Genomic DNA, 19,849 nt, shown 5'->3' on the forward strand with positions numbered 1-19,849 from the left:
CTGATCGTCGGCCGTCTGGGTAAGGCGGTGGTGATGAACCAGGTCGCCGGCAGGTCCTGGGCTCAGGCGCGGTTCGTTCGCGAGCGTCATCCCTGAAAACGGTCTTCGTCGAGCTCTACCTTCCTGGGTTGAGCCGGAGGTCCTACCCGCGCCCGAGGCGGCAGCCGTACACGACCGGCATCGTCAATAGGGTGAAACGTGCACTCATCAGCAGCGCCCTGGCCCTCACGCTGGCCGGATGCGGCTCCACCCCACCGCAGCGCCTGACGGTCCCCAAGCCGACGGGCCCGCATCCAGTGGGGACCGTCTCGGTCCACCTGGTCGACCAGTCCCGCCCGGATCCCTGGAACGGCTCCGGCAGGAAGCGGGAGCTGATGGTCAGCCTGTGGTACCCGGCCCGGGACGTACAGGCCCACCCGGTCGCCCCCTGGATGCCGAAGGCGGCGGCGGAGCGGTACTTGAAGATGAACGACCTGGAGCCGGGCTCGCTGCTACTGGACAGGACCGACGGCCACGAGGGCGCGCCCGTCGACGCGGGCCCGGGCAGGCTGCCGGTCGTCCTGTACTCGCCGGGCGCCGACTCCTCGCGCGCGTACGGGACCGGCGTCGTCGAGGAGCTGGCCAGCCAGGGGTACGCGGTGGTCACCATCGATCACCCCTATGACGCGGCGGTGGTGGAGTTCCCCGGCGGCCGAGTGGAGACGGGCACCGAGCTGACCGACTTCGCCAAGGCGGTCGACGTCCGGGTGGCCGACGTGCGCTTCGTCCTGGACAGCCTGCCCTCCCTGGAGGAGAAGCTGCCCGGCCGTAACGGGAAGCCGCTCTTGGACCTCACGCGGATCGGAATGTTCGGGCATTCGCTCGGCGGCGCGGCCACTTCCGCCGCCATGTACGCCGACCCGCGGATCAAGGCCGGGCTCGGCCTGGACGGCGCTGTCTTCGGCAAGGTCGCGCAGTCCGGCCTCGACCGGCCCTACATGGTGGTCGACACCGATGGGAAGGGCGGCATGGCGACCAATCCGACGCTACGCACCTTCTGGGACGGCCTGCGCGGCTGGCGGCTCAACGTGACGCTCAAGGGGGCGGCGCACAACTCCTTCGGCGACGACGTCCTGCTCATCCCCATGTCGGCCGAGCCGCTGGGGCTGGGAAAGGAGCAGCTAAAGGAGCTCGTCGGCACGATCCCGGCCGAGCGGGCGCTGGCCTTCCAGCGCGCCTACCCACTGGCCTTCTTCGAGCAGAACCTGCGCGGCCGTCCGCAGACGTTGCTGCAGGGCCCGTCACTCGCCTTCCCCGAGGTCTCCTACCGCCGCTGATGGCCCCTGCCCGCCGACCGTGACCACGCCGCCCTCGTAGGCGGCGATGACGAGCTGCGCCCGGTCGTGCGCGGCGAGCTTGGCCAGCAGGCTGCGGATATGGGTCTTGACCGTCGCCAGCCCAATGCCGAGCCGCTCGGCGATCTGCGGATTGGTCAACCCTCGAGCCACCAGCAAGAGCACCTCCCGCTCCCGGCCGGACAACTGGGTCAGCCCCGCCGCCAGCCGGGCCGGGATTCCGGTGGGCCCGCGCCGAGCGAACTCCCCGATCAGCCGCGTGGTGACCGACGGGGCCAGCAGCGCCTGACCCTCCCCCACAATGCGCAGCGCCTCCAGCAGGTCGCCCGGCCGGGTGTCCTTCAGCAGGAATCCGCTGGCTCCGGCCCGCAACGCCCCATAGACGTACTCGTCGAGATCGAACGTGGTCAGCATCACCACCCGTGTCTCGGCGGTCACTGGGTCGGCCCGGATCAGCTCGGTGGCCTTGATCCCGTCGAGGCCGGGCATGCGGACGTCCATGAGCACCAGGTCGGGCCGGAGGCCGCGGGCCAGCTCCACCGCCTGTTCCCCCGTCCCGGCCTCGCCGACGACCTCCAGGTCGGGGGCGGTGTCGATCAGCCGGCGCAGCCCCGCGCGCAGCAACGCCTGGTCCTCGGCGACCAGCACCGTGAACGTACTCACCTCTCCTCCTCCCCGGAACCGCCTGGCAACAGCAGCCTTGCGCGAACGGCGAAGCCGCCTCCGGGCTCCGGTCCCGCCGAGAACGTTCCGCCGTACAGAGTCACCCGCTCTTCCAGCCCGGCCAGCCCGTGGCCCCCCTCACGCGGCGTACCCCCGCTACCGTCGTCGACGACCTCGACCACCAGCTCGCGCTCCGCACGGGTGCCGACCGCCACCCGACATCGGGCCGGGCCGGCGTGTTTGAGCACGTTGGTCAGCGACTCCTGCACGAGGCGATAGACGACGAGGGCAACCTCGTCGCCCAGCGCGAGGCCGGGCTCGACGTCGAGCTCTACCCGAACGTCGCCGGCCGGAATCGCCGCGACCAGCTCGCGCAGCGAGTCCAGCGTGTACGGCGGACCGTCCCGGTCCCCGGAGGCGTCGCGCAGCAGACCGAGGAGGCGGCGCAGGTCCGCCAGCGCCTTCCGGCTGGTCTCCTCGATGATCGACAGGGCCTCACCCGCCTCCTCGGGGTGCGTGGCGGCGACGTGGTTGGCGATGCCGGCCCGCATGGAAATCAGGCCCATGCTGTGGGCGACGACGTCGTGCACGTCACGAGCCATGCGCAGCCGTTCCGCCGTGGCCGCGGCCTGCGCCGACCGTGCGACGACCTGCGCGGCGTACGTGCGCTGCTCCCGTACGGCAAGCCCGATCGTCCACGCCAGACCGAGCACCAGCCAGGCGAATCCGCACGCCGACGCCGCCTCCGTCCACGAGGGCGAGTCGATCGCGGCACCGGCGGCGGTCACCGCCAACGCGGCCACCAGCGCCGCTACCGCCGTCCGGCGCGTTTCCAGGAGCGCCACCGCGTGCAGCGCGACCGCCAAGGGCACGAACGCCTCCCCCCACCCGGCGAACGGCGCGAACACCGCCGCCACCAGAACCAGCGCGCAGACCAGCGCCGGCCACCGGCGCCGTGCTGCCAGCGGCAGGCAGGACAGCGCGATCACCGGCACGGCCGCATACAGCGACACTCCGGCGGACTGCGGCACCAGCACCGCCGACACCGAGAACCCGGCAGCCAGTGCAACGCCCGCGAGCACGTCGACGGCGACCCAGTGTCCCGGTCGCAGCCTGTGCGCGATCAAGGGACGCCGTTCGGCCATGCGCCCACCTTAGATGGGGCAGCCCAGCAGCTGCCGCGGCCGGGGCCGCGCGGGAGCACCGCTGAAAGGGTCGGCGAAGAGATTCCTCAACCCGGAAGGCGATCATGTCGATCCTCCGATCTCCCAGCTCTTTGGTGCTGCCGATGGTGGCCGCGCTGGGACTCCTGCCGGCCACCGGCGCCATCGCAGCAAAGGCCAGCGGTACCCGGATCAGCCCACAGATTGATCACGACTCGATACGCGCCCTAGTTCGGCGGGTGGGCTCATGTCGGTGAAATTCGGAGCCATCTCCCCGAGTTGTGCTGCGGTGCGGTGTCGGCACTGCTCCTCGGCGACTTGTCGCCTGGCCCCGAGCGGAGCGGCAGGTCTCGGTGTTGCCGGTCATGGCACCCACCATCCCGATCCAAGTGGCATCAGGCGACTTGGTGGCGTACAGGGGTGCTGGGACTGTTCTTGAGAGGACTTCCACAGGTCGGCACGGGTGCGCTGAGCATGGCTCAGAGGGTCTGGGCGGTCCAGTTGTAGGCCACCGGGAACAGTCGACCGGTCAACGGCGGTAGCCCTGTTCTCGGAAGTGCAGAGCTGGGCTTTGGTGCCGCGCGGCGCGTGTTCTCGGAAGCCCCGGCGGGGTCCCCGCTTCCGAGAGCACGGTCTTCTCAGAAGTCGGGCCCGTCGCAGGTCGCGGGCGCGTTGGAACCGTGGCCGGCGTCATCTCCCCAACCCCGGGGCTCGTTATCGCCAATGAGCGTTCGGTTGTCCCCGATGGGCCGTTCCCCGGACATTGGCCGCGGCCGCCCCTCTCCGTCGGAGGCCGCAGACCAACCCGGCATCACCCCTCCGACGCGAGGGTCTCCAGCGCAAAGAGCACCACGTGCTGCCAGAACATGGCCGGGCTGTCGAAGGATGGCGGGTCGACGTCGCGGATCTCCCCGACCAGGCGGCGCACCTCATCCCCGATCTCTTCCGCCCTCTCGTCCTCGTCCTCGCTGTAAAGCAGGTCGAAGCCCTTGAACCTCAGCCGGAGCCGGTACGCGGTCTCGAGGAATCGCTGCAGGGACGTGTTGACCAGCGCGAAGTTCCGGTCGCTGCTACCGGGCTCGTACCAGTAGATGCGGTTGTCCGCCCGTGACATGCAGGCGACGCCGCCCATGCCCGCAGCGATCACGATGTCGTCCCGGATCTCCGGCGGGAACATGTCCGGGGTCCCGGTGTCGAGGGTCCGGCTGATGGTCTGCGGCGAGTCGGTCCGGACGTTGCCGAAATACAACTGCCCCAGGAGTGATTGGGGCACGCCGACCTCGGTCAGCAGCCGCCGGTCCTCGGGGTTGGCGAAGTGCCGCTCGGCGACCTCCGGCGGCATCGTCTCCACCGAGAGCGAGCCGAACGCCGACACTAGTTCCGCATGCGTAACCATCTCGGGCTCCTCAGCCAGCTACCGGGTCCAACTGATCATCGGACAACAACTGCCGTCGATACCGATCGCCTCCACGACGTACCAGGCAAGCGGTACGAGCCGTGGCTGTGTCGATCAGAATGCCCGACGCTGACCCGACCCCGCATCACTGCGGATCTGCGCCCGGTGCCGCTCGATCGACTCCGAGGACAGGCAACACGATCAAGCGTCGAGCAGGCACCTTCGCCCGATCACGACAAGGTACTACGCGGTTGGGTCACGCTCTGGATCAAGTTTCCGCAGGTGTCGTCGAAGATCGTCGTGGACGCGACCCTCCCCTTGTTCGGCCCCTGCGTGAACGTAACCCCCAGCTCGCGCAGCCGCGCGTACACCGCCTGCACATCCGCCACCTGGGGCGACGTGGCCGGAATGTCGTCGGTGACCGCCCCCTCTTCGTACGGCTTGACCGCAGGGTTGCCTGTCTGGCTCCAGCAGCAGCTCCGTGCCCTCGGATGCCTCTGGCGAGACGAGCGAAAGCTTTCCGGACCTCGCCCGGCGGGACGTGGTCCTGGTGAAGCCGAGCGCCTCGACGTAGAAGTTGAGGGCCTTGCGCGTCGTGATCAGCTTGGCCTCCTCTGGTCCATCAGATGGATACAGCCTGTTGGGTCTGGCGTCGGCGGGTAGGTGCAGGGTGATGCCGGGTTGGAGCCACTCGCCTTGGGTGAAGGGGCGGCCGTTGTTCATGGTGCGGCCTTGGTTCAGGGCGATGATGTCCTGGTTGCGCATCGGGTCGCCGAGTTGGTGCTCGGCGATGGTCCACAGGGTGTCTCGGGGTTGGACGACGTAGGTGACGTGCGGGTTTGCGGTCTCGGTCTTGCCTGGCTCTGCGGCTGTGGCGCGATCGGGTGTCTCTGTGGTGGGCGCGGGGTGCGGCGATGGGGGCGGTTGGCGGCTACGGTGATGGTGGTGATCAAGTACGCGGCAAGCCGTTGGAACGGCAGGCGTACGTGGCTGCGGCGGGCGCGGATTGTGCCTACGAGTTCCACCGTGACGGCGAGGGCGAATAGGGCCCAGCAGGTCCACACCGTGGCGAGCAGCAAGGTCTGGATGACGATGGGTTCGCCGGGAGTGGCCAGGTCGTCGATGGTGGGCAGGTCGATGGGCCAGAAGAAGATCAGCAGGATGGCGGGGATCCCGGCCAGCAGTCCCGTCAGTGCCGCGCCGGCGGCGGCGTCCGAGCGGGCGCAGATCATTGAGCGGGGCGTGCTACCGCTCGTCCATGCCGGGACCTCACCGTCGCGCACGGATCCCGAAAGCCCAGGATATCTGTGCACACAACTTCGGAAAATGACACCCGGTCGAACTCCAGCGGTCAGCAGGAAAACCCGGGAGGTGGTATTCCACCCGGGCCATCCGCCTATCTACTGCCAGACGCTCTTACTGAGTCGCCAGATACTCCACGTTGGAGACCACGAACTCTCCATAGTGAAGAGCTTCGCCTATTCTGGTGAACCTTTCGTATTGGCTCCGAGAAATCGGTTCGCCTTTGCAGCTCAGGACTCGTAGAAGAATACGGAATGAGAGATTTGGTGTGCAGCGGTGCAGGCATTGAGCCAACTGATTGGCCAGCTCTGCGCCGATAGCCCCGGCAGCCTCGTTCAGCTCGCGGAGAATTGAGTCGGCCTCACCGGCCCCAGCCTCTTGGTCGTATGGATCAAGACGGCTGGGAATGGTCCCTCTTCTCACGAGCCAGGCATCGCATTCCTCGATGAGCATCTCCATCCACTGCGATCCAGACGGAACGTGACGTCCGAAGAAGTGCCCGGATTCCGTTCCTGACTGCCACAGATGTTCTATGGAATCAGATGGAAGCCCCTCAAGGAGCAGCGATGCGTCGCGGCGAAGGGACATGACATGGTGCGGGTCCAGCCCTTCCCACAAATGGTACCGGACCGCACTGATCGCCGTCTCTGCGACGAGCGTCCAGTCGGCATGAAAGTGACTCATCAGCCAGGTGAGGCCAAAATCGTCCTCGGCATACCGCCGCATGTCTTCACTTACCTCGGATAAGCGGTCCACGCGATGTCCTCGCCTACGTGAACCCTTTGGTGCTGAAGGAGCAGTGTATACCTATTTCCCCCGCCAAAGTATTGGCTCCGTCGCCATGAGTGGCCCAATCGATGGAGTTATTCGCTCCAAAGGTTCCCTTCGAGGGGAAGCTGCCTTCTCGTTTCTCTGGAGCCATTTATTCATCCTTTTTGCATTTCCGGTCAGCGCGTAGTCTACTGCGGACTGCACCGCCTAGGCGTCGATGAAAACCCCGTTCCGGCCGCCTTCGCTGACGGCCAGTGCAATCGCCTGCTGCATGGGTGCCACCGAACTGACGCATCTGCCGTCAGCCCAGGCCCAGGCCGCCGCGGTAACCTCCCGGTTGCCCTCGGGGCCGCGGCGCCCGCGCATCCCGCAGGCGCCGCAAGACGATCAAATCGCCCTCCGGTTGCCGCACCCCTGACCGGCCTCGCTCGGCCTGGTCTCCCGAAAGCGGCAATACATCAGCAACCCGTACGGCACGACAGCATCACGGGAGCGTGAGTTTAATTTTGTTGCTGACGATATTGATAGCTTCAACCTGAACGAGGATATCGTCGCCAAGTGATGGCCACACCTCGAGACCCTTTAGTCCGAATGACCTCCCACTCGATATCGGTGAGATCCGACGGATATGCCGGTCTCCGGCCACGACATCCGCACCCCGGTGAGGCGCAACCGCTGGCGTTACCGATCGCGGGCGTGTAGACAGACAACCACGGGCTCCTGGCCGCTGAGCTGCTTAGACACCACCTCAGCTACCGGGAGCCCGCTCCCGTTCACGGGTTAACAGCCCAACGATGACCACACCCCGGGGCTCTCCTGACTCACGTCCCCACACCAAATCCCTTTGTCAGCAGGCTCTTAGTGAGGTTGCCGACGTCGTCGTAGGTGTAGGTGATCTTGTGGTGGTCGGCGTTGATGACGTCGACGACCTGGTAGATCGGGTCGTAGGTGTAGGTGGTGGTGAAGTCGGCCGGGTTCGCGCCGGGCAGGTTGCCGTTGGGCTCGGTCTGGGTGGCGAGGTTGCCGGCCAGGTCCCAGGTGAAGGTGGCCTTGCGTTCCGGGCCGTCGGTGGTGTCCTTGGGCAGCACCGACTCCAGCAGTTGGTCGGCCTTGTCGTACGTCGCGGTGGCCACGGCACCGTTGGGTGCGGTGGTCTTGGTGACGTTGTCGTTGCGGTCGTAGACCGGCGCGGGGGTGACGATGAACTCGCCCTTGTCCTGGTCCTTGGGGACCTTGGACTCCAGCGGGCGTTTGAAGACGTCGTAGGTCTGGGTGGTCTTCTTGCCGAGGGCGTCGGTGACCGACAGCACGTTGCCGCGCGCGTCGTAGGCGGTGACCGTGGTGCGGTCGTTCTCCTCTGCGGTTTCCACGCCGTATGCGTCGGTGATCTTTTGGGGGTAGCCGGTCGGGCACACTGTTGAATGAGGCGCAACAGCCCTTGGCGCTGCACAGATCCACGCGAAGGTGGGATCCCAGCCGATTCCCAAGCGATGTAACGGAGAGTAAAAGATCCAGGTTGTCGAGACCGTTTCGCAACGCACCTGGGAGTCAACTCCCAGCGAACTCACTGCAAGGTGCAGCGGTTCGTAAACATGCGCCTCGAATGCCCTTGATCAGCAGAAAGGCGCGTCAGGCAGGTGCACGCCAATAGATCGTCATCCAACACTCTTGACTGCCCGCACCATCCATGACCAAATCGAAAAGGTTTGCCGTCGCCTGCCCTCACGTCCCTCTAGAGGAAATCCCATGCCATCGACCAGACCCCACGGTGACCACCCATCCATACGAACCCACCCACCAAAGCGGCCGCGCAACCGGGCGCGGGCCGCAGCGTCTGCGGGCGCATCGCGATGCCTTTGCCCTCCACGCTGAGCGCCAGCACCGTGAACGCCGTGCACGGCACCGGGAACCGCGCGGCGTAGAAGGCATCGACCGCGACCCGGGCCACCACCTGCTCGATACGCCGTTTGCCGATCACGTTGCCGCAGCGCGCCGTGAGCGCCGCGTGGGCCACGCCGAGCGAGCCGCACGCCGTCTCGACGACCGCGAGCTTCGCCACCCGGCCGAGTGCCGCACCGACGGCAGCGACAGCGCCGCATCCACCGGATACACATTGCGGACGCCCGAGGCGCGCCACGTGCACCGGGTGACCGTCACCGTCCCGACGAGGGTGGCCAGCAGGCGGTGATGCCCGATCTCCACCCGGCCGCAGCAGCCCGTCGGCCCCGATCACCCCTGCCGCCGCCCGCATTCGCCAGCTTCTCGCGGGCCAGTTGATCGAGAGCGCATCGCCGCTCCGGGCCTTACTCCCACGTGGTCTTCGAGCGCAGGACTCGAGCTGCATCCGGGGGGAACACATAGAAATTAGCCCAGGGTGCAGGACCTCTGCCCGGTGATCTAGAGACCGCCGACCATGCTTCGGATCGCTTCGGCGACTTTGTGATCGATGTCCAGGGATTCATCGCCGTCGATGGCCGCCGAGGGGTGTGTCCAGTCAGTTCTCTTACACTCCAGTGTGGTCATTGATGTGCGGTTATGCGGGATATGCCGGGGTAGCCGACCGGGAGTCACTCAACGGGGGAGGCGACATCATGCTCAACATGCTGCGCAAGATGGGCATCCGGTCCAGCCATATGTACGCCGCCGGCACAGCGTCGATTCTCGCGTCGTTCGCGTCCTGGATGCTGTCCAGGCAGTACGAGAACGAGGGGATCGCCCGCGCCGACCGATGGGGGATCTTCATCGGCGAGTGGGCGCCCACTTTCATGGCACTGGGGGTCGGGCTGGCCGTCGAGGAGATGCGCGAGCAGCTCAACCTCGTAGGTATCCAGGAGGAGGAGATCCCTGAGCAGATGCGCCAACCTGCGGGCGTGTAAGGCGGGAGAGGGCAGGCAGCTCCTCATGGGGGCTTGCCTGCCCGTCGCTTCTGGCGGGGCACGGTGGGATCAAAGGCACTCGTGCAGGGGACTTCGTTTTGGGCGAAGCGGAGAGGGCGGCCCGACCCTTCGCTGGCGAGGCCGAGGGGAGGTCAGCTTCTCGCGCATGGACGACAGCGGCGCGCCCGGCTTTGCGTGTGGAGCCGTGTGACGGTCACAGTCGTTCAGCCGTCCCGGCCAACTGGGCCGTCCGGCGCTGGTCAGGGTTGACGGCTGCCGGGAGGCGGAGGACTGCTGCCGCGGTGTCCCCTGGCGTCGTGGCCGGGCGGAGCAGCCGGGCTGGGCGGTGGTCGGTCATCGATGGCGTCCTGACGACTGCGGGCGGTTGACTGGCTCCAGCGTGATCTGGTGCGGAGCAGGGACAGCAGCAGCCCGAGGATGCCGCCGAGCATCAGGATGACGCCCGCGATGCGAAGTTCGAGTCCGCCCACCGATCCGTCGGCCTGGGCGAAGGTGAGAATGGCGCCGAAGGCGATGATGGCGATGGTTTCGGTGACGAGCTTCATGCAATTCTTCCGCCGCCTCTGGAGCGGGAGCTCCGAAGGACGCTGAGCGGACTCATCGGCGACCGGCCCGGTCATCCGAGCGCCGACCGATGATCAGGTTGTGGCCGAACAGCAGGACTGCCGCGCCGACGATGGCGCACAGCCAGGTGGACAGGTCGAAGAAGCCCTGGATGCCGGAGAGGTGGAACACCTGGGTGGCCACGAGGCCACCCAGCAGTGCCCCGGCGATGCCGAGTACGAACGTGATGATCAATCCTTGCGGATCTTTGCCGGGGACCAGCATTCTGGCCACCCACCCGGCGACCAGTCCGAGGGTGATCCAAGCGATGATGCCCATGGCCGAGCTCCTTTGGCGGTGCATCGATGGCTGCATGGGATCGGTGGCAGGTTCGGAGCGTAGCGCGCGGCCGGGGGGCGGATCGTCGGCGAGCAGCCGGCCCAGGTGGGCGTGGGCAAGCCCCCGAAGCTGCCCGCGCAGGCCGGTGCCGTACCGGTAGGGAGAGTGCGGATCACCAGGTCGGTCGGTGAACGCGTGGTGGCGGCGATGCACCGCCACCCAGTCGATGACGTTGCCTTGGAAGCTCATCGACCCGGCGACGGCCAGGGTCATGCGCAGCCATGGCCGGCCGGTGAAGGAAGAATGGGTGAGCAGCCGATGGAAGCCGACCGTCACTCCGAGGCTGGACCACGATCGCAACTGTCAGCCCGACCTGGGCCCGGCCGGCTGGCGCGTGCTCTTCTGCCCGGGGAAGGGCGATGAGCCGTCGTAGTCCTGACGGCGGTCCACCACCTGTTCAGAGATGGTCATGAAGTACCTATCCTCTCGTTCATACGGTCCGCCGGTGTATGTAGCACCAACGCCAGGTCGACCGGGGCTCCATGACGGAGACCACCGGGTGGTCGGTTTCCCGGTAGTGAGCCTTGGCGTGGCCGCCCTGCGAATCGTCGGAGCAGGCCACCCACCCGCAGGTCAGGCACACCAGCAGGCGTGTCCAGGTCTGGCCGAGGAGGAGACATTCCTTGCATTCGGGTGGTCCGTACTCCACCGCCGGGAGACGGGCGATGTGATCGCAACGCGGGACCTGACCGTTCAGGCCGGCGCAGGCGGTCGCGTTCGTTCCTTGTGCGTCCAGGGTCATGACGACCCCCTCACGTGACAGCGACGCAAGCTGCGCCGACTGGTCACCTACCAGTCACGGTGATCGGCGAGCCGTCGGAAACACACAATCCCAGCAAGGCTCATCATCTGCGGCGATAGCGAGCCTGCCGACGTGCCGCGTCCGGCTCGATCCCGCGTCTCACCAGCGGGGTAGGGGCGGCAGGGAGTCGCGACGGATGAAACGGGCGGAGCTGGGAGAGGCCCGTCCGGGTGGGCTCACCTCGAGCTCACGACCGACCTGGCCGAGCGGTCAGGTCGATGATTTCGCCGACGGTACTGGAGGCCGCCAGTGCGGTGGCGAACAGAATCAGCTGGTTGAGCACCTTGAGGAAGAGCAGCATTGCCACCGCTCCGGCGACGACCTGGTAGGCGGGGTTGGCGGCGGTGAGGTTGAGCAGGGCTTGGCCGAGGGTCTTGAGGATCTCCAGGCCGATCGCGATGACGAGCGCCGGGCCGATCACCCGGCGCAGCGGCAGACGCAGCCGTGGCGGCGCGGTCAGCAGCGCCATCGCCAGCAAGGTGTTGACCCCGATTCCCAGCACGAACGCCGCCACCGACAGCACCCCTCGGGCGGGGGTGGCGTCCACACCCACGGTGTTCACCGCAAGCCAGATCAGCACCCGCTCAGCGGCGAAGGCGACGGTGAGCGACAGGGAGAGCAGCACCCCGAGCCCGGCCACCACGCCCAGGTCGATGATCTGGCGCAGCAAGAAATTGCCCGGATATTCCTCGAGCCGCCAGATCGCCCTGGTCGCCGAGCGCAGCGTGTCCATCCAGAACAGGCCCGTGAGCGGCAGCACCACGCAGGCCACCAACCCGGCGGTTCCCCCGGCATTGCGAAGCGCCTGGACGTCCAGGCGCGGGAAGGTGTCACTCGGTAGTGCTGGACCTCGGTTAACGCCGCCGGGTAGTCCAGGTGCGGCCGAGGATGGCGAACCCCAGCAGGGCCAAGGCGAAGGTGGCGAAGAAGGCGTAGTAGGTGAGGGCGGCCGAGAGCCGGCCGGCATTCGCCTTGTCGTAGCGGATCAGGGCGCGCACCGTGTGATCCAACCAGCCGTGCCGGCTCCTGGCTCGATTCCATCACCGTGCCGTCGTGAGAAAGGGGTAGGTCGGAATGAACCTACCCCTGACGCAAAATCTATTTCCCCAACATTTCCCCGGCTTGAAGCCTGAAATCGTGCCTGTCTGCGCCTGGCGGGGAAGTTCCCGTGCATGGCTTCACATCAGGAACGCCTGTCGCGGTTAGTTCCTCAGACCTTGGCGCGGATCGCTGTGTGGTGCGCGTGTCTGATCGTCATCGGCGTAGTGGTCAACTACGTGTTCAGCTTCGTGGCGAAGATGCGCATCGTCGCCCTGCCGGTGGCGGTCGCTCTACTGCTGACCGCGCTGCTGTTCCCGCTCACCAGGCACCTGCGCGCGTTGGGCCTGCGGGCGATCTACGCCACCTGGGTCACCATGCTCGTCGCCTTCGCCGTGCTGAGCGGGACGGGCTGGATCATCGGCGTCCGGGCCCACGAGGAGTTCCCCGGTCTGGTGACCCAGGTCCGGCAGACGGCCAAGACGGTGGAGGGCTGGCTCTACACCGGGCCTCTGCATCTGAAGCCCATCCAGCTCAGCGGGTGGGTGGACGACATCGCCAAACTGATCACCGAACGGCAGCAGCAGATCACCTCGACGGTTCTCGCGGGCACCGTGGTGGTGGTGGAGGTGCTGGCCTCGATCGTGCTTCTGCTGTTCGTGACGTTCTTCCTGCTCAAGGATGGCGACCGGATCTGGTCCTGGTTCCTCAAGGGGTTCGGCCGGATGGCGCCGCGGGTCGACCGTGCCGGGCGAACCGCGTGGACCACGCTGTCGCACTACGTGCAGGGCACGGTGGCCGTAGCTACGGTGCACGGCGTGCTCATGGGTCTGGTGCTGGCCATCATGGGCGTCCCGCTCTGGGCGGCACTCGCCGTACTGATCTTCTTTGCCAGCTTCATCCCGATCGTCGGCATCCTGTTCGCCGGTGCGGTCGCGACGCTGGTCACGCTCGGCGCGAAGGGCCCGATCTTTGCGTTGATCTTCATCGGCGTCCTCGTCGTCGAACAGCAACTGGAGAACCACGTGCTCCAACCGCTGATCGTCGGCCGGGTGCTGCATTTCCACCCTCTGGCGATCATCATCGTGCTGGCGGTCGGCGGCATCCTGGCCGGGATCGCGGGTGCGGTCGTGGCCGTGCCGATCACCGCCATCCTCTACCGGGCCGTGCCCGAGCTCTTCAAGGCCGATCCGATTCCCCTCCCGGCAGGACCGGCCCACGCACCACCGGCTCAGGACGTTCCCCATGAGAAGGGACGCGAGCAGAAGGACTGACGGGTTCCAATGCGTCGGCGACGACGCCGGATTTCGCACGGTTTCAGAGCGCGACATCAGGCTACGGCTCCGTAGCCCGCCTGACGCCAGGTATCGGGCCAAGGGTGTGGCCCGAGCTTGTCCGGGCAGGCGAATTGCTCAAAGTCGATAAAAGGGACACTATGCGCGTGTTTGGAGAGTACTGGCATGGCTTCGACGGGCGCAGGCGCCGCTGATCCGGAGCGGGGTGGCGCGGCGCCGATCATCGACGGGCGTAACCGGTCGTGGCGGTGGTTGCGTTGTGGGTGTTCGTGCTGGTGCCGTTCGCGGCGCTGGCCGGCGCGATCCCGGCGGCCTGGGGGTGGGGGCTGAGCTGGGCCGACATGGCGATCGCGGCTGGCGCATACGTCCTGACCGGGCTCGGCGTCACGGTGGGTTTCCGCCGCTATCTCACCCACGGTGCGTTCAAGGCCGGCCGGTGGCTGCGGTTCGGCCTGGCCGTGGCCGGGTCCCTGGCGGTGCAGGGCTCGGTTATCCAGTGGGTGGCCGACCATCGGCGCCACCATGCCTTCGCCGACCGCGACGGCGACCCGCACTCTCCCTGGCGTCACGGGCACAGCGTGCGCGGCCTGGCCAAGGGGCTGCTGTTCGCGCATGTCGGCTGGATGTTCGGGCGTGACCTCACCAACCCGGAGCGTTTCGCCAAGGATCTGCTCGCCGACGCCGACGCCGACGCCGACGCCGACGCCGACGCCGACATCGGCCGGGTGGATCGGCTGTTCGTGCCGCTGGTCGCGGCCTCGCTGCTGCTGCCGCCGGTCATCGGTCTGCTGGCTACGGGCACCTGGCACGGCGCGCTGACCGCGTACTTCTGGGGTGCGCTGGTGCGGATCGCCTTGCTGCATCACGTCATCTGGTCGATCAACTCCGTCTGCCATGTCTTTGGCGAGCGGCCCCTGAAAACCCGCGCTGGGGACCGGGCCGCGAACTTCTGGCCGCTGGCGATCCTGTCGTTCGGCGAGAGCTGGCACAACGGCCACCACGCCGATCCCACCTGCGCCCGCCACGGCGTGCTACCCGGCCAGATCGACATCTCCGCCCGGCTGATCGGTCTCATGGAGGGGCTCGGCTGGGCCCGCGACGTACGATGGCCGACCCCGACGCGCCTGGCCGCACGACGCCGCGGGCTTTCCCCGTAACCGGCCCTGAGAAGGTACGGCTCAGCCTGGACCCCGATCTCGCCCGCCGGGGCGCGGTGGACGGCGCGTGGTGGCCCGTCGGCTACGACGCCGGAGCGGAACTGCCCGGACTGATCGCCGCCATCGACCAGCGGCTGAACCGACGGGTCCCGCGCGTGGGCCCGCACATCGACGCGGAGGTCGAGCGTTAAACGCCATTCACCGTGCCGTCCTTGAGCTCCGAGTGTTGTCCAATCTCGTCGCGCGCACCATAGGCCGGGCTCTGCGCCAGGTGCCGGCTGCGGCCAACAGGAGAGGGGCCCCTTCCCACGACACGCCGTGAGCGGTGCAGGCGTCAGAACCGCCTGATCCCCCCGGGCAGCGTCAGGCCGGTGAGCACGGCTGCTGATAAGCCTGGCGCAGATTGCTGCTTTCGACCTGGTCGAGCACATTAGACGATCAGGTCATCGCGCCTGACTGCTCCGCTCACGCCAACCCAGCGCAACGTGCTGATGACCGCCTCCCATCTGCGGCCACCTTGGCCCTCACTCCCCTGACCATAGGAGCCAGCATGAACACTGCGGACACGGTTGGCGCTCTCACACCTGACCCGGTAGCCGACCGGCTCCTGCGCATCACGCCAATCGTCGATCTCGCGGGCCTGCAGATCGAGGGCGAACTCGACCGCGCCACCCTGCCCGCCCTGACCCGGGCCCTGGCCTCGATGGCGGGCCGTGGCAGCTTCTCCGTCGATCTCGGCGGCCTGATGTTCTGCGACGTCGGCGGCCTGCGCGCCCTGGTCACCGCCGCCACCGGTCTGCGCTGCGGCCACGTGCTGACGTTGCGCTCGCCCCCTCCGCAGGTGCGACGCTTGCTCGAGCTCACGGGCTGGCACCAGACGGCAGGTCTTCGCCTGCAGGCGTCGTCGCACGCACTGCCGGACCCAGCTCAACCGCCTTGATCAAATTGATCATCAGGTTCCGTGCTCGAGCGGTGTGTTGGAGGCTTGATCGGTGCTGGAATTGGGAACCTGTCCGGGGACGACAACGCGATAAACCGGCGCTGCCCCGGGGGATCTCGAACATGGTGTGGAATCCGATGAACAGCGCCCAGAAGTGCAGCTTGCCCAGCCTGTCGTCAAGAATCCTGCCGGTCATCTTCGGCGACCCGGTGACGAACATGTGGTGGGCCCACACGGTCATGGACAGCCCGGCGATGGCGATGGTGGCGCCGGCTTCGATTGATGTTCTCCTCGGTCGTTCCCCTCTCATGGGTGATGTCCGACCCGCCGCCGCGGCCACCGGGGAATTCGTCGGTCCCGTTCAGGTCCAGTTCGTGGACGGAATCGGCGCCGCAGTAGTCATAGGCGTTGGCGCTGCCGCCCACGACGGGGTCGATCTGCAGAAAACGGCCGGTGGCGGGGTTGTACAGGCGCACGCCCAGCTACACTGAGCCGCCGATGGAGTCGGAGGCCCGCTGGCTCGTGCCCAGCCAGCCGTAGTGGCGGGAGTCGCCGGTGTTCTGCGTGCGGGGCGCCCCGTATTCGGTGTAGCCGGTCATACCGGTGGCGTCGCCGGTCCTGCTCGATGTTACGGGTCCAGGATCCATCGGTCTCGCTGGTCCAGGCGGGTTGTTCGATGTCTGGCGTGCTTCTTGTGGCGCTATCTGGCAAATTCGGCGAGCGCGGCGTACGCGGTTGACCGGGAGATCCGCTGCTTCGGTCACCGACGTGCCGTCGTCGACCGCGGCCGGACGACGCTTGGGCACCGGTGAGAGGTTCGCCGAGGACACCGTCCGGCTGGCCAAGGTCAGGGTGTGTCGGGGCCCGCCGCTACAGGTACTGGCCCGCCTCGGCGCTGGCTGTCTTCGACACACGCGCCGACACCACGTTAGCGAGGTTGATGACCACGCCGTTCACGTCGGTTTCACGGCCATATCTCGCCCGCATCAACACCAGGCTGCGCCGCTCGTCCATAGCACGAGCGATCGCCGCCACCGCCTCCGGCTCCCCGTCGAAGTCCCCGCTCATCACGGAGACGTCTTCGCCGCTCATCAGGTGGAATCGAATGATCAGTGCGACATTCTCCGGCACGGCCGGCTCCTTTCGCCAAAATCCGCAAGGGACCCCTGCCCAGGGTCGAACGCTGTAGGCGGCTGCCCTCCACATTCGCCTACTGCGGCGCGGACGCGGCGCCCTCCAATCAGGGGGTGATATCGGAGTGACAATCACGCCACCCGCTCCGAACCGGTTTGTTGCTCTGGTCAGTGGTCGGTGATGAGAGCGTCCAGGGCGGCGGCCTTGTCAGCTTCGGTGGGCAGGGCGTAACGGCGGGTGGTGTCCAATGAGCCGTGCCCCAGCAGCTCGGCGACCAGAATGGGGTTCTTGCCGTCGCGGATGAGCTGGGTGGCGAAGGTGTGGCGCAGGACGTGTGGGCTGAAGGGCTCGGTGGGGTCGTCGCCCAGGCCGACGGCGTCGCCGAGGCCGGTGATGATGGCGCGGGCGGCGCGGTCGCTCAGGCGGCCACCGCGGCGGTTGAGGAACACCGCGGGGCAGGTCCCGGCTCCCTTCCAGTCGGTGCGAGTTGCCAGCCAGTCGGCCAGGGCCTGGCGTAGGTCTGGATGGATGGGTAGCAGGCGGGTCTTGCCGGCGTCGCGGCCTTTTCCACGGATGCGGAGTTCGCCCTTGCGTGCTGAGAGGCGTACGTCGGCCAGGTCGAGGCCGACGACTTCGGAGATCCGCAGGCCGGCGTAGTAGGGCAGCAGGGCGATGGCCTTGTCGCGCGGGGATGCGGTGAGCTGGACGTGGCAGATGTAGCGGCGGGTGCGCCGGGCGTCCAGGGCGCGGGGGGCGGTGCGGCGGGTGTCGTGTTCGCGGCGGGCCTGGGGCTTGCCGAGGTTGCGGCGGGCGTAGAAGTCGTCGATGGCCGACAGGTAGGTGTCGATGGTGTTGGGGGCGCGGCGGCCGTTTTTGAGGTGCCGGCGGAAGTCGAGCACCGCGCCGGTGGCCGCGACCGGGTCGCTGAGCGGATCGCCGTCCAGGGCGCCGGCGTCGGCTTGATCGGCCAGCCAGGCCAGATAACCGCGCAGCCGGGAGGCGTACTTGGCCTTGGTGGAGTCGGCCAGCGGGGCGCGCTCGAGTGCGGCGCTGTAGTCGGCCAGGACGGCGGTGTGGGGAGCGGGGAGCGGTACGGCCGGCGACCGGCGCGTGTTTCCGGAAACTGCTCCGGCCGGTTCCATGATCTCTGAGGGCGTGTTTCCAGAAGTCACCCGCCCAGTCTACTTCCGGAATTAGGGAATTCCGGAAGTACGAGGTAGAGTCAAGTTACCGAGGTCTTTTCGAGCGTTGGCATTCAGGTCGGCGTCGCCCCCGGCGAACCACCACCGGCCCCTTTCTGAGGGGCCCGGACAGGTCAGGCGACCATGACGCCGATACTGCTTTCTCAACCCGCGCTGCCCGGCTCTGCCTCGTCCGTGATGCCTCGGGTCGATTCGGCCCTACGACTCAGTCTCCACCCGGTGCTGGATCGGCGAGCTGTGGTGGATGGGGCATGGTGGCCCTACTCCCGCGACGCGGCCGCCGAACTGCCCGGCCTCGTCGCCGCCGTGGACCGGCTGCTTGATCGGGTCACGCTCCGCGTCGGCGTGCATTGCGATGCATGGCAGAGCATCCCGCGCCGCATCCCGGCACGCGGGCGGCAAATCCGCATCGGCTGGTTCCGCCACACCGACCCGCGCCTGATCACTCTCACGTTCGCGGCCGGCGAGCCGGTCGTCCTGCTGGTCATCCCGCCCGACACTGCGGCAGGTCCCGCTGAGGGAACGCTCAAGCTCACCGCCCAGGACACCACAGGCTTGAGCATCGACGACATCCTCACCGTCGCGCGCTTGCCGCCCGACCCCGCTGCGCCTCTCCGCGGGACGGACGCCGACGGCTCGGCCGGCTGGGAGAACGAGGGCGGGTTGGTCACCGACCAGGAATCGCCCTCCACCAGACGGCCGTCAGCGTCGGCGTGACCCGCGTGCCGCCTGCCGACCGGATCGAACGGTTCCAGGACCGCCTGTTCTGGCGGCGGACCGACTTTCCGGTCGGCAGGCATCCCATCGCATTCCAGCTTCTCCACAAAGGAGACTTCCATGACCGTCATCGACACCGCGCCACTCGCCGTGGCCGACCCGTCAAAGCCGACCACCGTTCATCTGTCCGGCGAGATCGACATCTTCACCAGCGCGGCGCTTCGCCGGCGACTGCTGAGCACGCTGAACTACAGCACGAGCCTGCTCATCATCGACCTGTCGCAGGTGTCGTTCTGCGACGCCGGCGGCCTGGCCGTCCTGGTCGGTATCCAGCGCCGCGCCCGGCCGTTGGGTATCACCTTGGCCCTGAGCGGGCCCCGCCCGTTCATGTCCCGGCTGCTGAACCTCACCGGCCTCGGTCGCGGCCTGCCGATGGTGGCGTGAGCGGGGTGCGCGCCCAGGCCCCGGCTCCGGCATACGATGGGCGATCGCCGTTCCCGCACGTCCAGCAGCTCCACAGTGCCCACGCCGGGCAGGTGGCACTGACCGCCACGATCGTCATCGCCCCGTTCATCGCGCTGAGCGCCGGAATCTGGCTGGCGTGGGGAACCGGTGTGAGCCTCACCGACCTGCTGCTGGCCGCCGTCCTCTACGTCGTGACCGGGCTGGGGGTGACGGTCGGCTTCCACCGGCTGCTGACCCACCGTTCCTTCACCGCCCGCCCCTGGCTACGCGTCGTCCTGGCCGTGGCCGGGTCGATGAGCTTTCAGGGCAACCTGATCGACTGGGTGGCCGTCCACCGCCGCCACCACGCCTTCACCGACCGGCCGGGCGACCCGCACTCCCCCTATCAGTACGGCACCGGTCTCGGCGGGCAACTGCGCGGGATTCGTCCTCACGACGCCGTCCCGCTCGGAAGCCCGGTTTCGTGCTCTGAGCAGGCTTTCGCCGCGTGATCAGGCCAGTGGCTCTGACCATCGCGGGGTGTCGGTGAACGCACAGCGCATGGCGGACAACCTGGTGCCGTTCCTGCCGCGCTGATCACGGTGCCGGCACTGATCTCGCTGCTCGCCGAGGATGCCGACGGCGTGACTGA

General features: G+C 67.6%; 25 protein-coding genes and 2 pseudogenes. 9 read left to right on the plus strand and 18 right to left on the minus strand.

Annotated features, from left to right (window positions below; genetic code table 11):
* The first annotated feature begins 191 nt into the window (after positions 1 to 191).
* Positions 192 to 1,316 carry an alpha/beta hydrolase family protein gene (locus tag ABD844_RS13350; protein WP_344876587.1) on the plus strand — a complete coding sequence of 375 codons (1,125 nt, stop codon included), beginning with the start codon at positions 192 to 194 and terminating at the stop codon, positions 1,314 to 1,316.
* On the opposite strand, the gene ABD844_RS13355 is transcribed toward ABD844_RS13350, so the two are convergent.
* From ABD844_RS13355 to ABD844_RS13390, 8 genes are all read right to left on the minus strand, one after another.
* A complete protein-coding gene (locus tag ABD844_RS13355; protein ID WP_344876589.1) occupies positions 1,281 to 1,997 on the minus strand; it encodes a response regulator in 717 nt (238 codons plus the stop codon). The two genes, ABD844_RS13350 and ABD844_RS13355, sit on opposite strands and share 36 nt — an antisense overlap.
* Entirely contained in the window at positions 1,994 to 3,142 is a 1,149-nt protein-coding gene (locus ABD844_RS13360; RefSeq protein ID WP_344876591.1) for a sensor histidine kinase, read from the minus strand. The genes ABD844_RS13355 and ABD844_RS13360 overlap by 4 nt, the downstream gene beginning before the upstream one ends.
* Positions 3,143 to 3,971: 829 nt before the next feature.
* Positions 3,972 to 4,556: an SUKH-4 family immunity protein gene (locus ABD844_RS13365; protein WP_344876593.1), complete on the minus strand. Its 585-nt coding sequence runs from the start codon at positions 4,554 to 4,556 to the stop codon at positions 3,972 to 3,974.
* A gap of 230 nt (positions 4,557 to 4,786) precedes the next feature.
* Positions 4,787 to 4,966 (minus strand): VOC family protein, encoded by a 180-nt coding sequence (locus ABD844_RS13370; RefSeq protein WP_344877052.1) that lies wholly within the window; start codon positions 4,964 to 4,966, stop codon positions 4,787 to 4,789.
* Positions 4,967 to 5,293: 327 nt separating this feature from the next.
* A complete protein-coding gene (locus tag ABD844_RS13375; protein ID WP_344876595.1) occupies positions 5,294 to 5,788 on the minus strand; it encodes a hypothetical protein in 495 nt (164 codons plus the stop codon).
* Between the two features lie 184 nt (positions 5,789 to 5,972).
* Positions 5,973 to 6,614 carry a hypothetical protein gene (locus tag ABD844_RS13380; protein WP_344876597.1) on the minus strand — a complete coding sequence of 214 codons (642 nt, stop codon included), beginning with the start codon at positions 6,612 to 6,614 and terminating at the stop codon, positions 5,973 to 5,975.
* An 836-nt stretch (positions 6,615 to 7,450) separates the two neighbouring features.
* Entirely contained in the window at positions 7,451 to 7,999 is a 549-nt protein-coding gene (locus ABD844_RS13385; RefSeq protein WP_344876599.1) for a hypothetical protein, read from the minus strand.
* A gap of 362 nt (positions 8,000 to 8,361) precedes the next feature.
* A complete protein-coding gene (locus ABD844_RS13390) occupies positions 8,362 to 8,688 on the minus strand; it encodes a hypothetical protein (RefSeq protein WP_344876601.1) in 327 nt (108 codons plus the stop codon).
* A 532-nt stretch (positions 8,689 to 9,220) separates the two neighbouring features.
* Between ABD844_RS13390 and ABD844_RS13395 the strand changes: the two genes are divergently transcribed.
* A complete protein-coding gene (locus ABD844_RS13395; protein ID WP_344876603.1) occupies positions 9,221 to 9,505 on the plus strand; it encodes a hypothetical protein in 285 nt (94 codons plus the stop codon).
* Between the two features lie 260 nt (positions 9,506 to 9,765).
* Here the strand turns inward: ABD844_RS13395 and ABD844_RS13400 are convergent, their stop codons facing one another.
* The 5 genes from ABD844_RS13400 to ABD844_RS13420 form a co-directional block, all read right to left on the minus strand.
* Entirely contained in the window at positions 9,766 to 10,071 is a 306-nt protein-coding gene (locus tag ABD844_RS13400; protein ID WP_344876604.1) for a hypothetical protein, read from the minus strand.
* A gap of 52 nt (positions 10,072 to 10,123) precedes the next feature.
* Entirely contained in the window at positions 10,124 to 10,744 is a 621-nt protein-coding gene (locus tag ABD844_RS13405; protein ID WP_344876606.1) for a GlsB/YeaQ/YmgE family stress response membrane protein, read from the minus strand.
* Positions 10,745 to 10,898: 154 nt separating this feature from the next.
* Entirely contained in the window at positions 10,899 to 11,210 is a 312-nt protein-coding gene (locus tag ABD844_RS13410; RefSeq protein ID WP_344876608.1) for a UBP-type zinc finger domain-containing protein, read from the minus strand.
* 247 nt (positions 11,211 to 11,457) lie between these two features.
* On the minus strand, positions 11,458 to 12,033 hold the full coding sequence (locus ABD844_RS13415; RefSeq protein ID WP_344876610.1) for a YhjD/YihY/BrkB family envelope integrity protein: 576 nt from the start codon (positions 12,031 to 12,033) through the stop codon (positions 11,458 to 11,460).
* Between the two features lie 91 nt (positions 12,034 to 12,124).
* Positions 12,125 to 12,280 (minus strand): hypothetical protein, encoded by a 156-nt coding sequence (locus ABD844_RS13420; protein ID WP_344876612.1) that lies wholly within the window; start codon positions 12,278 to 12,280, stop codon positions 12,125 to 12,127.
* A gap of 207 nt (positions 12,281 to 12,487) precedes the next feature.
* On the opposite strand from ABD844_RS13420, the gene ABD844_RS13425 reads away from it, so the two are divergent.
* From ABD844_RS13425 to ABD844_RS13440, 4 genes are all read left to right on the plus strand, one after another.
* Positions 12,488 to 13,582, plus strand: coding sequence for an AI-2E family transporter (locus ABD844_RS13425; protein ID WP_344876614.1), 1,095 nt, complete (start codon positions 12,488 to 12,490; stop codon positions 13,580 to 13,582).
* 263 nt (positions 13,583 to 13,845) lie between these two features.
* Positions 13,846 to 14,760 carry an acyl-CoA desaturase gene (locus ABD844_RS13430; RefSeq protein WP_344876616.1) on the plus strand — a complete coding sequence of 305 codons (915 nt, stop codon included), beginning with the start codon at positions 13,846 to 13,848 and terminating at the stop codon, positions 14,758 to 14,760.
* On the plus strand, positions 14,709 to 14,951 hold the full coding sequence (locus ABD844_RS13435) for a DUF5994 family protein (protein ID WP_344876619.1): 243 nt from the start codon (positions 14,709 to 14,711) through the stop codon (positions 14,949 to 14,951). The genes ABD844_RS13430 and ABD844_RS13435 overlap by 52 nt, the downstream gene beginning before the upstream one ends.
* A gap of 359 nt (positions 14,952 to 15,310) precedes the next feature.
* Positions 15,311 to 15,700 (plus strand): STAS domain-containing protein, encoded by a 390-nt coding sequence (locus ABD844_RS13440; protein WP_344876621.1) that lies wholly within the window; start codon positions 15,311 to 15,313, stop codon positions 15,698 to 15,700.
* Between the two features lie 85 nt (positions 15,701 to 15,785).
* On the opposite strand, the pseudogene ABD844_RS53100 reads toward ABD844_RS13440, so the two are convergent.
* The 5 genes and pseudogenes from ABD844_RS53100 to ABD844_RS13460 all read right to left on the minus strand — a co-directional run.
* A pseudogene (locus tag ABD844_RS53100) lies at positions 15,786 to 15,971 on the minus strand (hypothetical protein); the annotation flags it as partial.
* 97 nt (positions 15,972 to 16,068) lie between these two features.
* A pseudogene (locus ABD844_RS13445) lies at positions 16,069 to 16,176 on the minus strand (RHS repeat-associated core domain-containing protein); the annotation flags it as partial.
* Between the two features lie 6 nt (positions 16,177 to 16,182).
* Positions 16,183 to 16,347 carry a hypothetical protein gene (locus ABD844_RS13450; RefSeq protein ID WP_344876623.1) on the minus strand — a complete coding sequence of 55 codons (165 nt, stop codon included), beginning with the start codon at positions 16,345 to 16,347 and terminating at the stop codon, positions 16,183 to 16,185.
* Positions 16,348 to 16,570: 223 nt separating this feature from the next.
* Entirely contained in the window at positions 16,571 to 16,831 is a 261-nt protein-coding gene (locus ABD844_RS13455) for a hypothetical protein (protein WP_344876625.1), read from the minus strand.
* Between the two features lie 170 nt (positions 16,832 to 17,001).
* Positions 17,002 to 18,006: a tyrosine-type recombinase/integrase gene (locus ABD844_RS13460; protein ID WP_344876627.1), complete on the minus strand. Its 1,005-nt coding sequence runs from the start codon at positions 18,004 to 18,006 to the stop codon at positions 17,002 to 17,004.
* A gap of 207 nt (positions 18,007 to 18,213) precedes the next feature.
* Here ABD844_RS13460 and ABD844_RS13465 point away from each other — a divergent pair, with 207 nt between their 5' ends.
* The 3 genes from ABD844_RS13465 to ABD844_RS13475 all read left to right on the plus strand — a co-directional run bounded on the left by ABD844_RS13465 (position 18,214) and on the right by ABD844_RS13475 (position 19,709).
* A complete protein-coding gene (locus ABD844_RS13465) occupies positions 18,214 to 18,753 on the plus strand; it encodes a DUF5994 family protein (RefSeq protein WP_344877054.1) in 540 nt (179 codons plus the stop codon).
* 120 nt (positions 18,754 to 18,873) lie between these two features.
* On the plus strand, positions 18,874 to 19,197 hold the full coding sequence (locus ABD844_RS13470) for an STAS domain-containing protein (RefSeq protein ID WP_344876629.1): 324 nt from the start codon (positions 18,874 to 18,876) through the stop codon (positions 19,195 to 19,197).
* On the plus strand, positions 19,194 to 19,709 hold the full coding sequence (locus tag ABD844_RS13475) for a fatty acid desaturase (RefSeq protein WP_344876631.1): 516 nt from the start codon (positions 19,194 to 19,196) through the stop codon (positions 19,707 to 19,709). The genes ABD844_RS13470 and ABD844_RS13475 overlap by 4 nt, the downstream gene beginning before the upstream one ends.
* Positions 19,710 to 19,849: the final 140 nt, after the last annotated feature.

The sequence above is a fragment of the Nonomuraea antimicrobica genome, assembly GCF_039536965.1.
Lineage (GTDB): Bacteria > Actinomycetota > Actinomycetes > Streptosporangiales > Streptosporangiaceae > Nonomuraea > Nonomuraea antimicrobica.

Excerpts from the sequence above, each read along its gene's own strand:
- ABD844_RS13365 (WP_344876593.1), bottom strand. The coding sequence starts at position 4,556 with ATGGTTACGCATGCGGAACTAGTGTCGGCGTTCGGCTCGCTCTCGGTG.
- ABD844_RS13375 (WP_344876595.1), bottom strand. The coding sequence starts at position 5,788 with ATGATCTGCGCCCGCTCGGACGCCGCCGCCGGCGCGGCACTGACGGGA.
- ABD844_RS13435 (WP_344876619.1), top strand. The coding sequence starts at position 14,709 with ATGGCCGACCCCGACGCGCCTGGCCGCACGACGCCGCGGGCTTTCCCC.
- ABD844_RS13470 (WP_344876629.1), top strand. The coding sequence starts at position 18,874 with ATGACCGTCATCGACACCGCGCCACTCGCCGTGGCCGACCCGTCAAAG.
- ABD844_RS13465 (WP_344877054.1), top strand. The coding sequence starts at position 18,214 with ATGCCTCGGGTCGATTCGGCCCTACGACTCAGTCTCCACCCGGTGCTG.
- ABD844_RS13410 (WP_344876608.1), bottom strand. The coding sequence starts at position 11,210 with ATGACCCTGGACGCACAAGGAACGAACGCGACCGCCTGCGCCGGCCTG.
- ABD844_RS13440 (WP_344876621.1), top strand. The coding sequence starts at position 15,311 with ATGAACACTGCGGACACGGTTGGCGCTCTCACACCTGACCCGGTAGCC.
- ABD844_RS13360 (WP_344876591.1), bottom strand. The coding sequence starts at position 3,142 with ATGGCCGAACGGCGTCCCTTGATCGCGCACAGGCTGCGACCGGGACAC.
- ABD844_RS13400 (WP_344876604.1), bottom strand. The coding sequence starts at position 10,071 with ATGAAGCTCGTCACCGAAACCATCGCCATCATCGCCTTCGGCGCCATT.
- ABD844_RS13395 (WP_344876603.1), top strand. The coding sequence starts at position 9,221 with ATGCTCAACATGCTGCGCAAGATGGGCATCCGGTCCAGCCATATGTAC.
- ABD844_RS13450 (WP_344876623.1), bottom strand. The coding sequence starts at position 16,347 with ATGGATCCTGGACCCGTAACATCGAGCAGGACCGGCGACGCCACCGGT.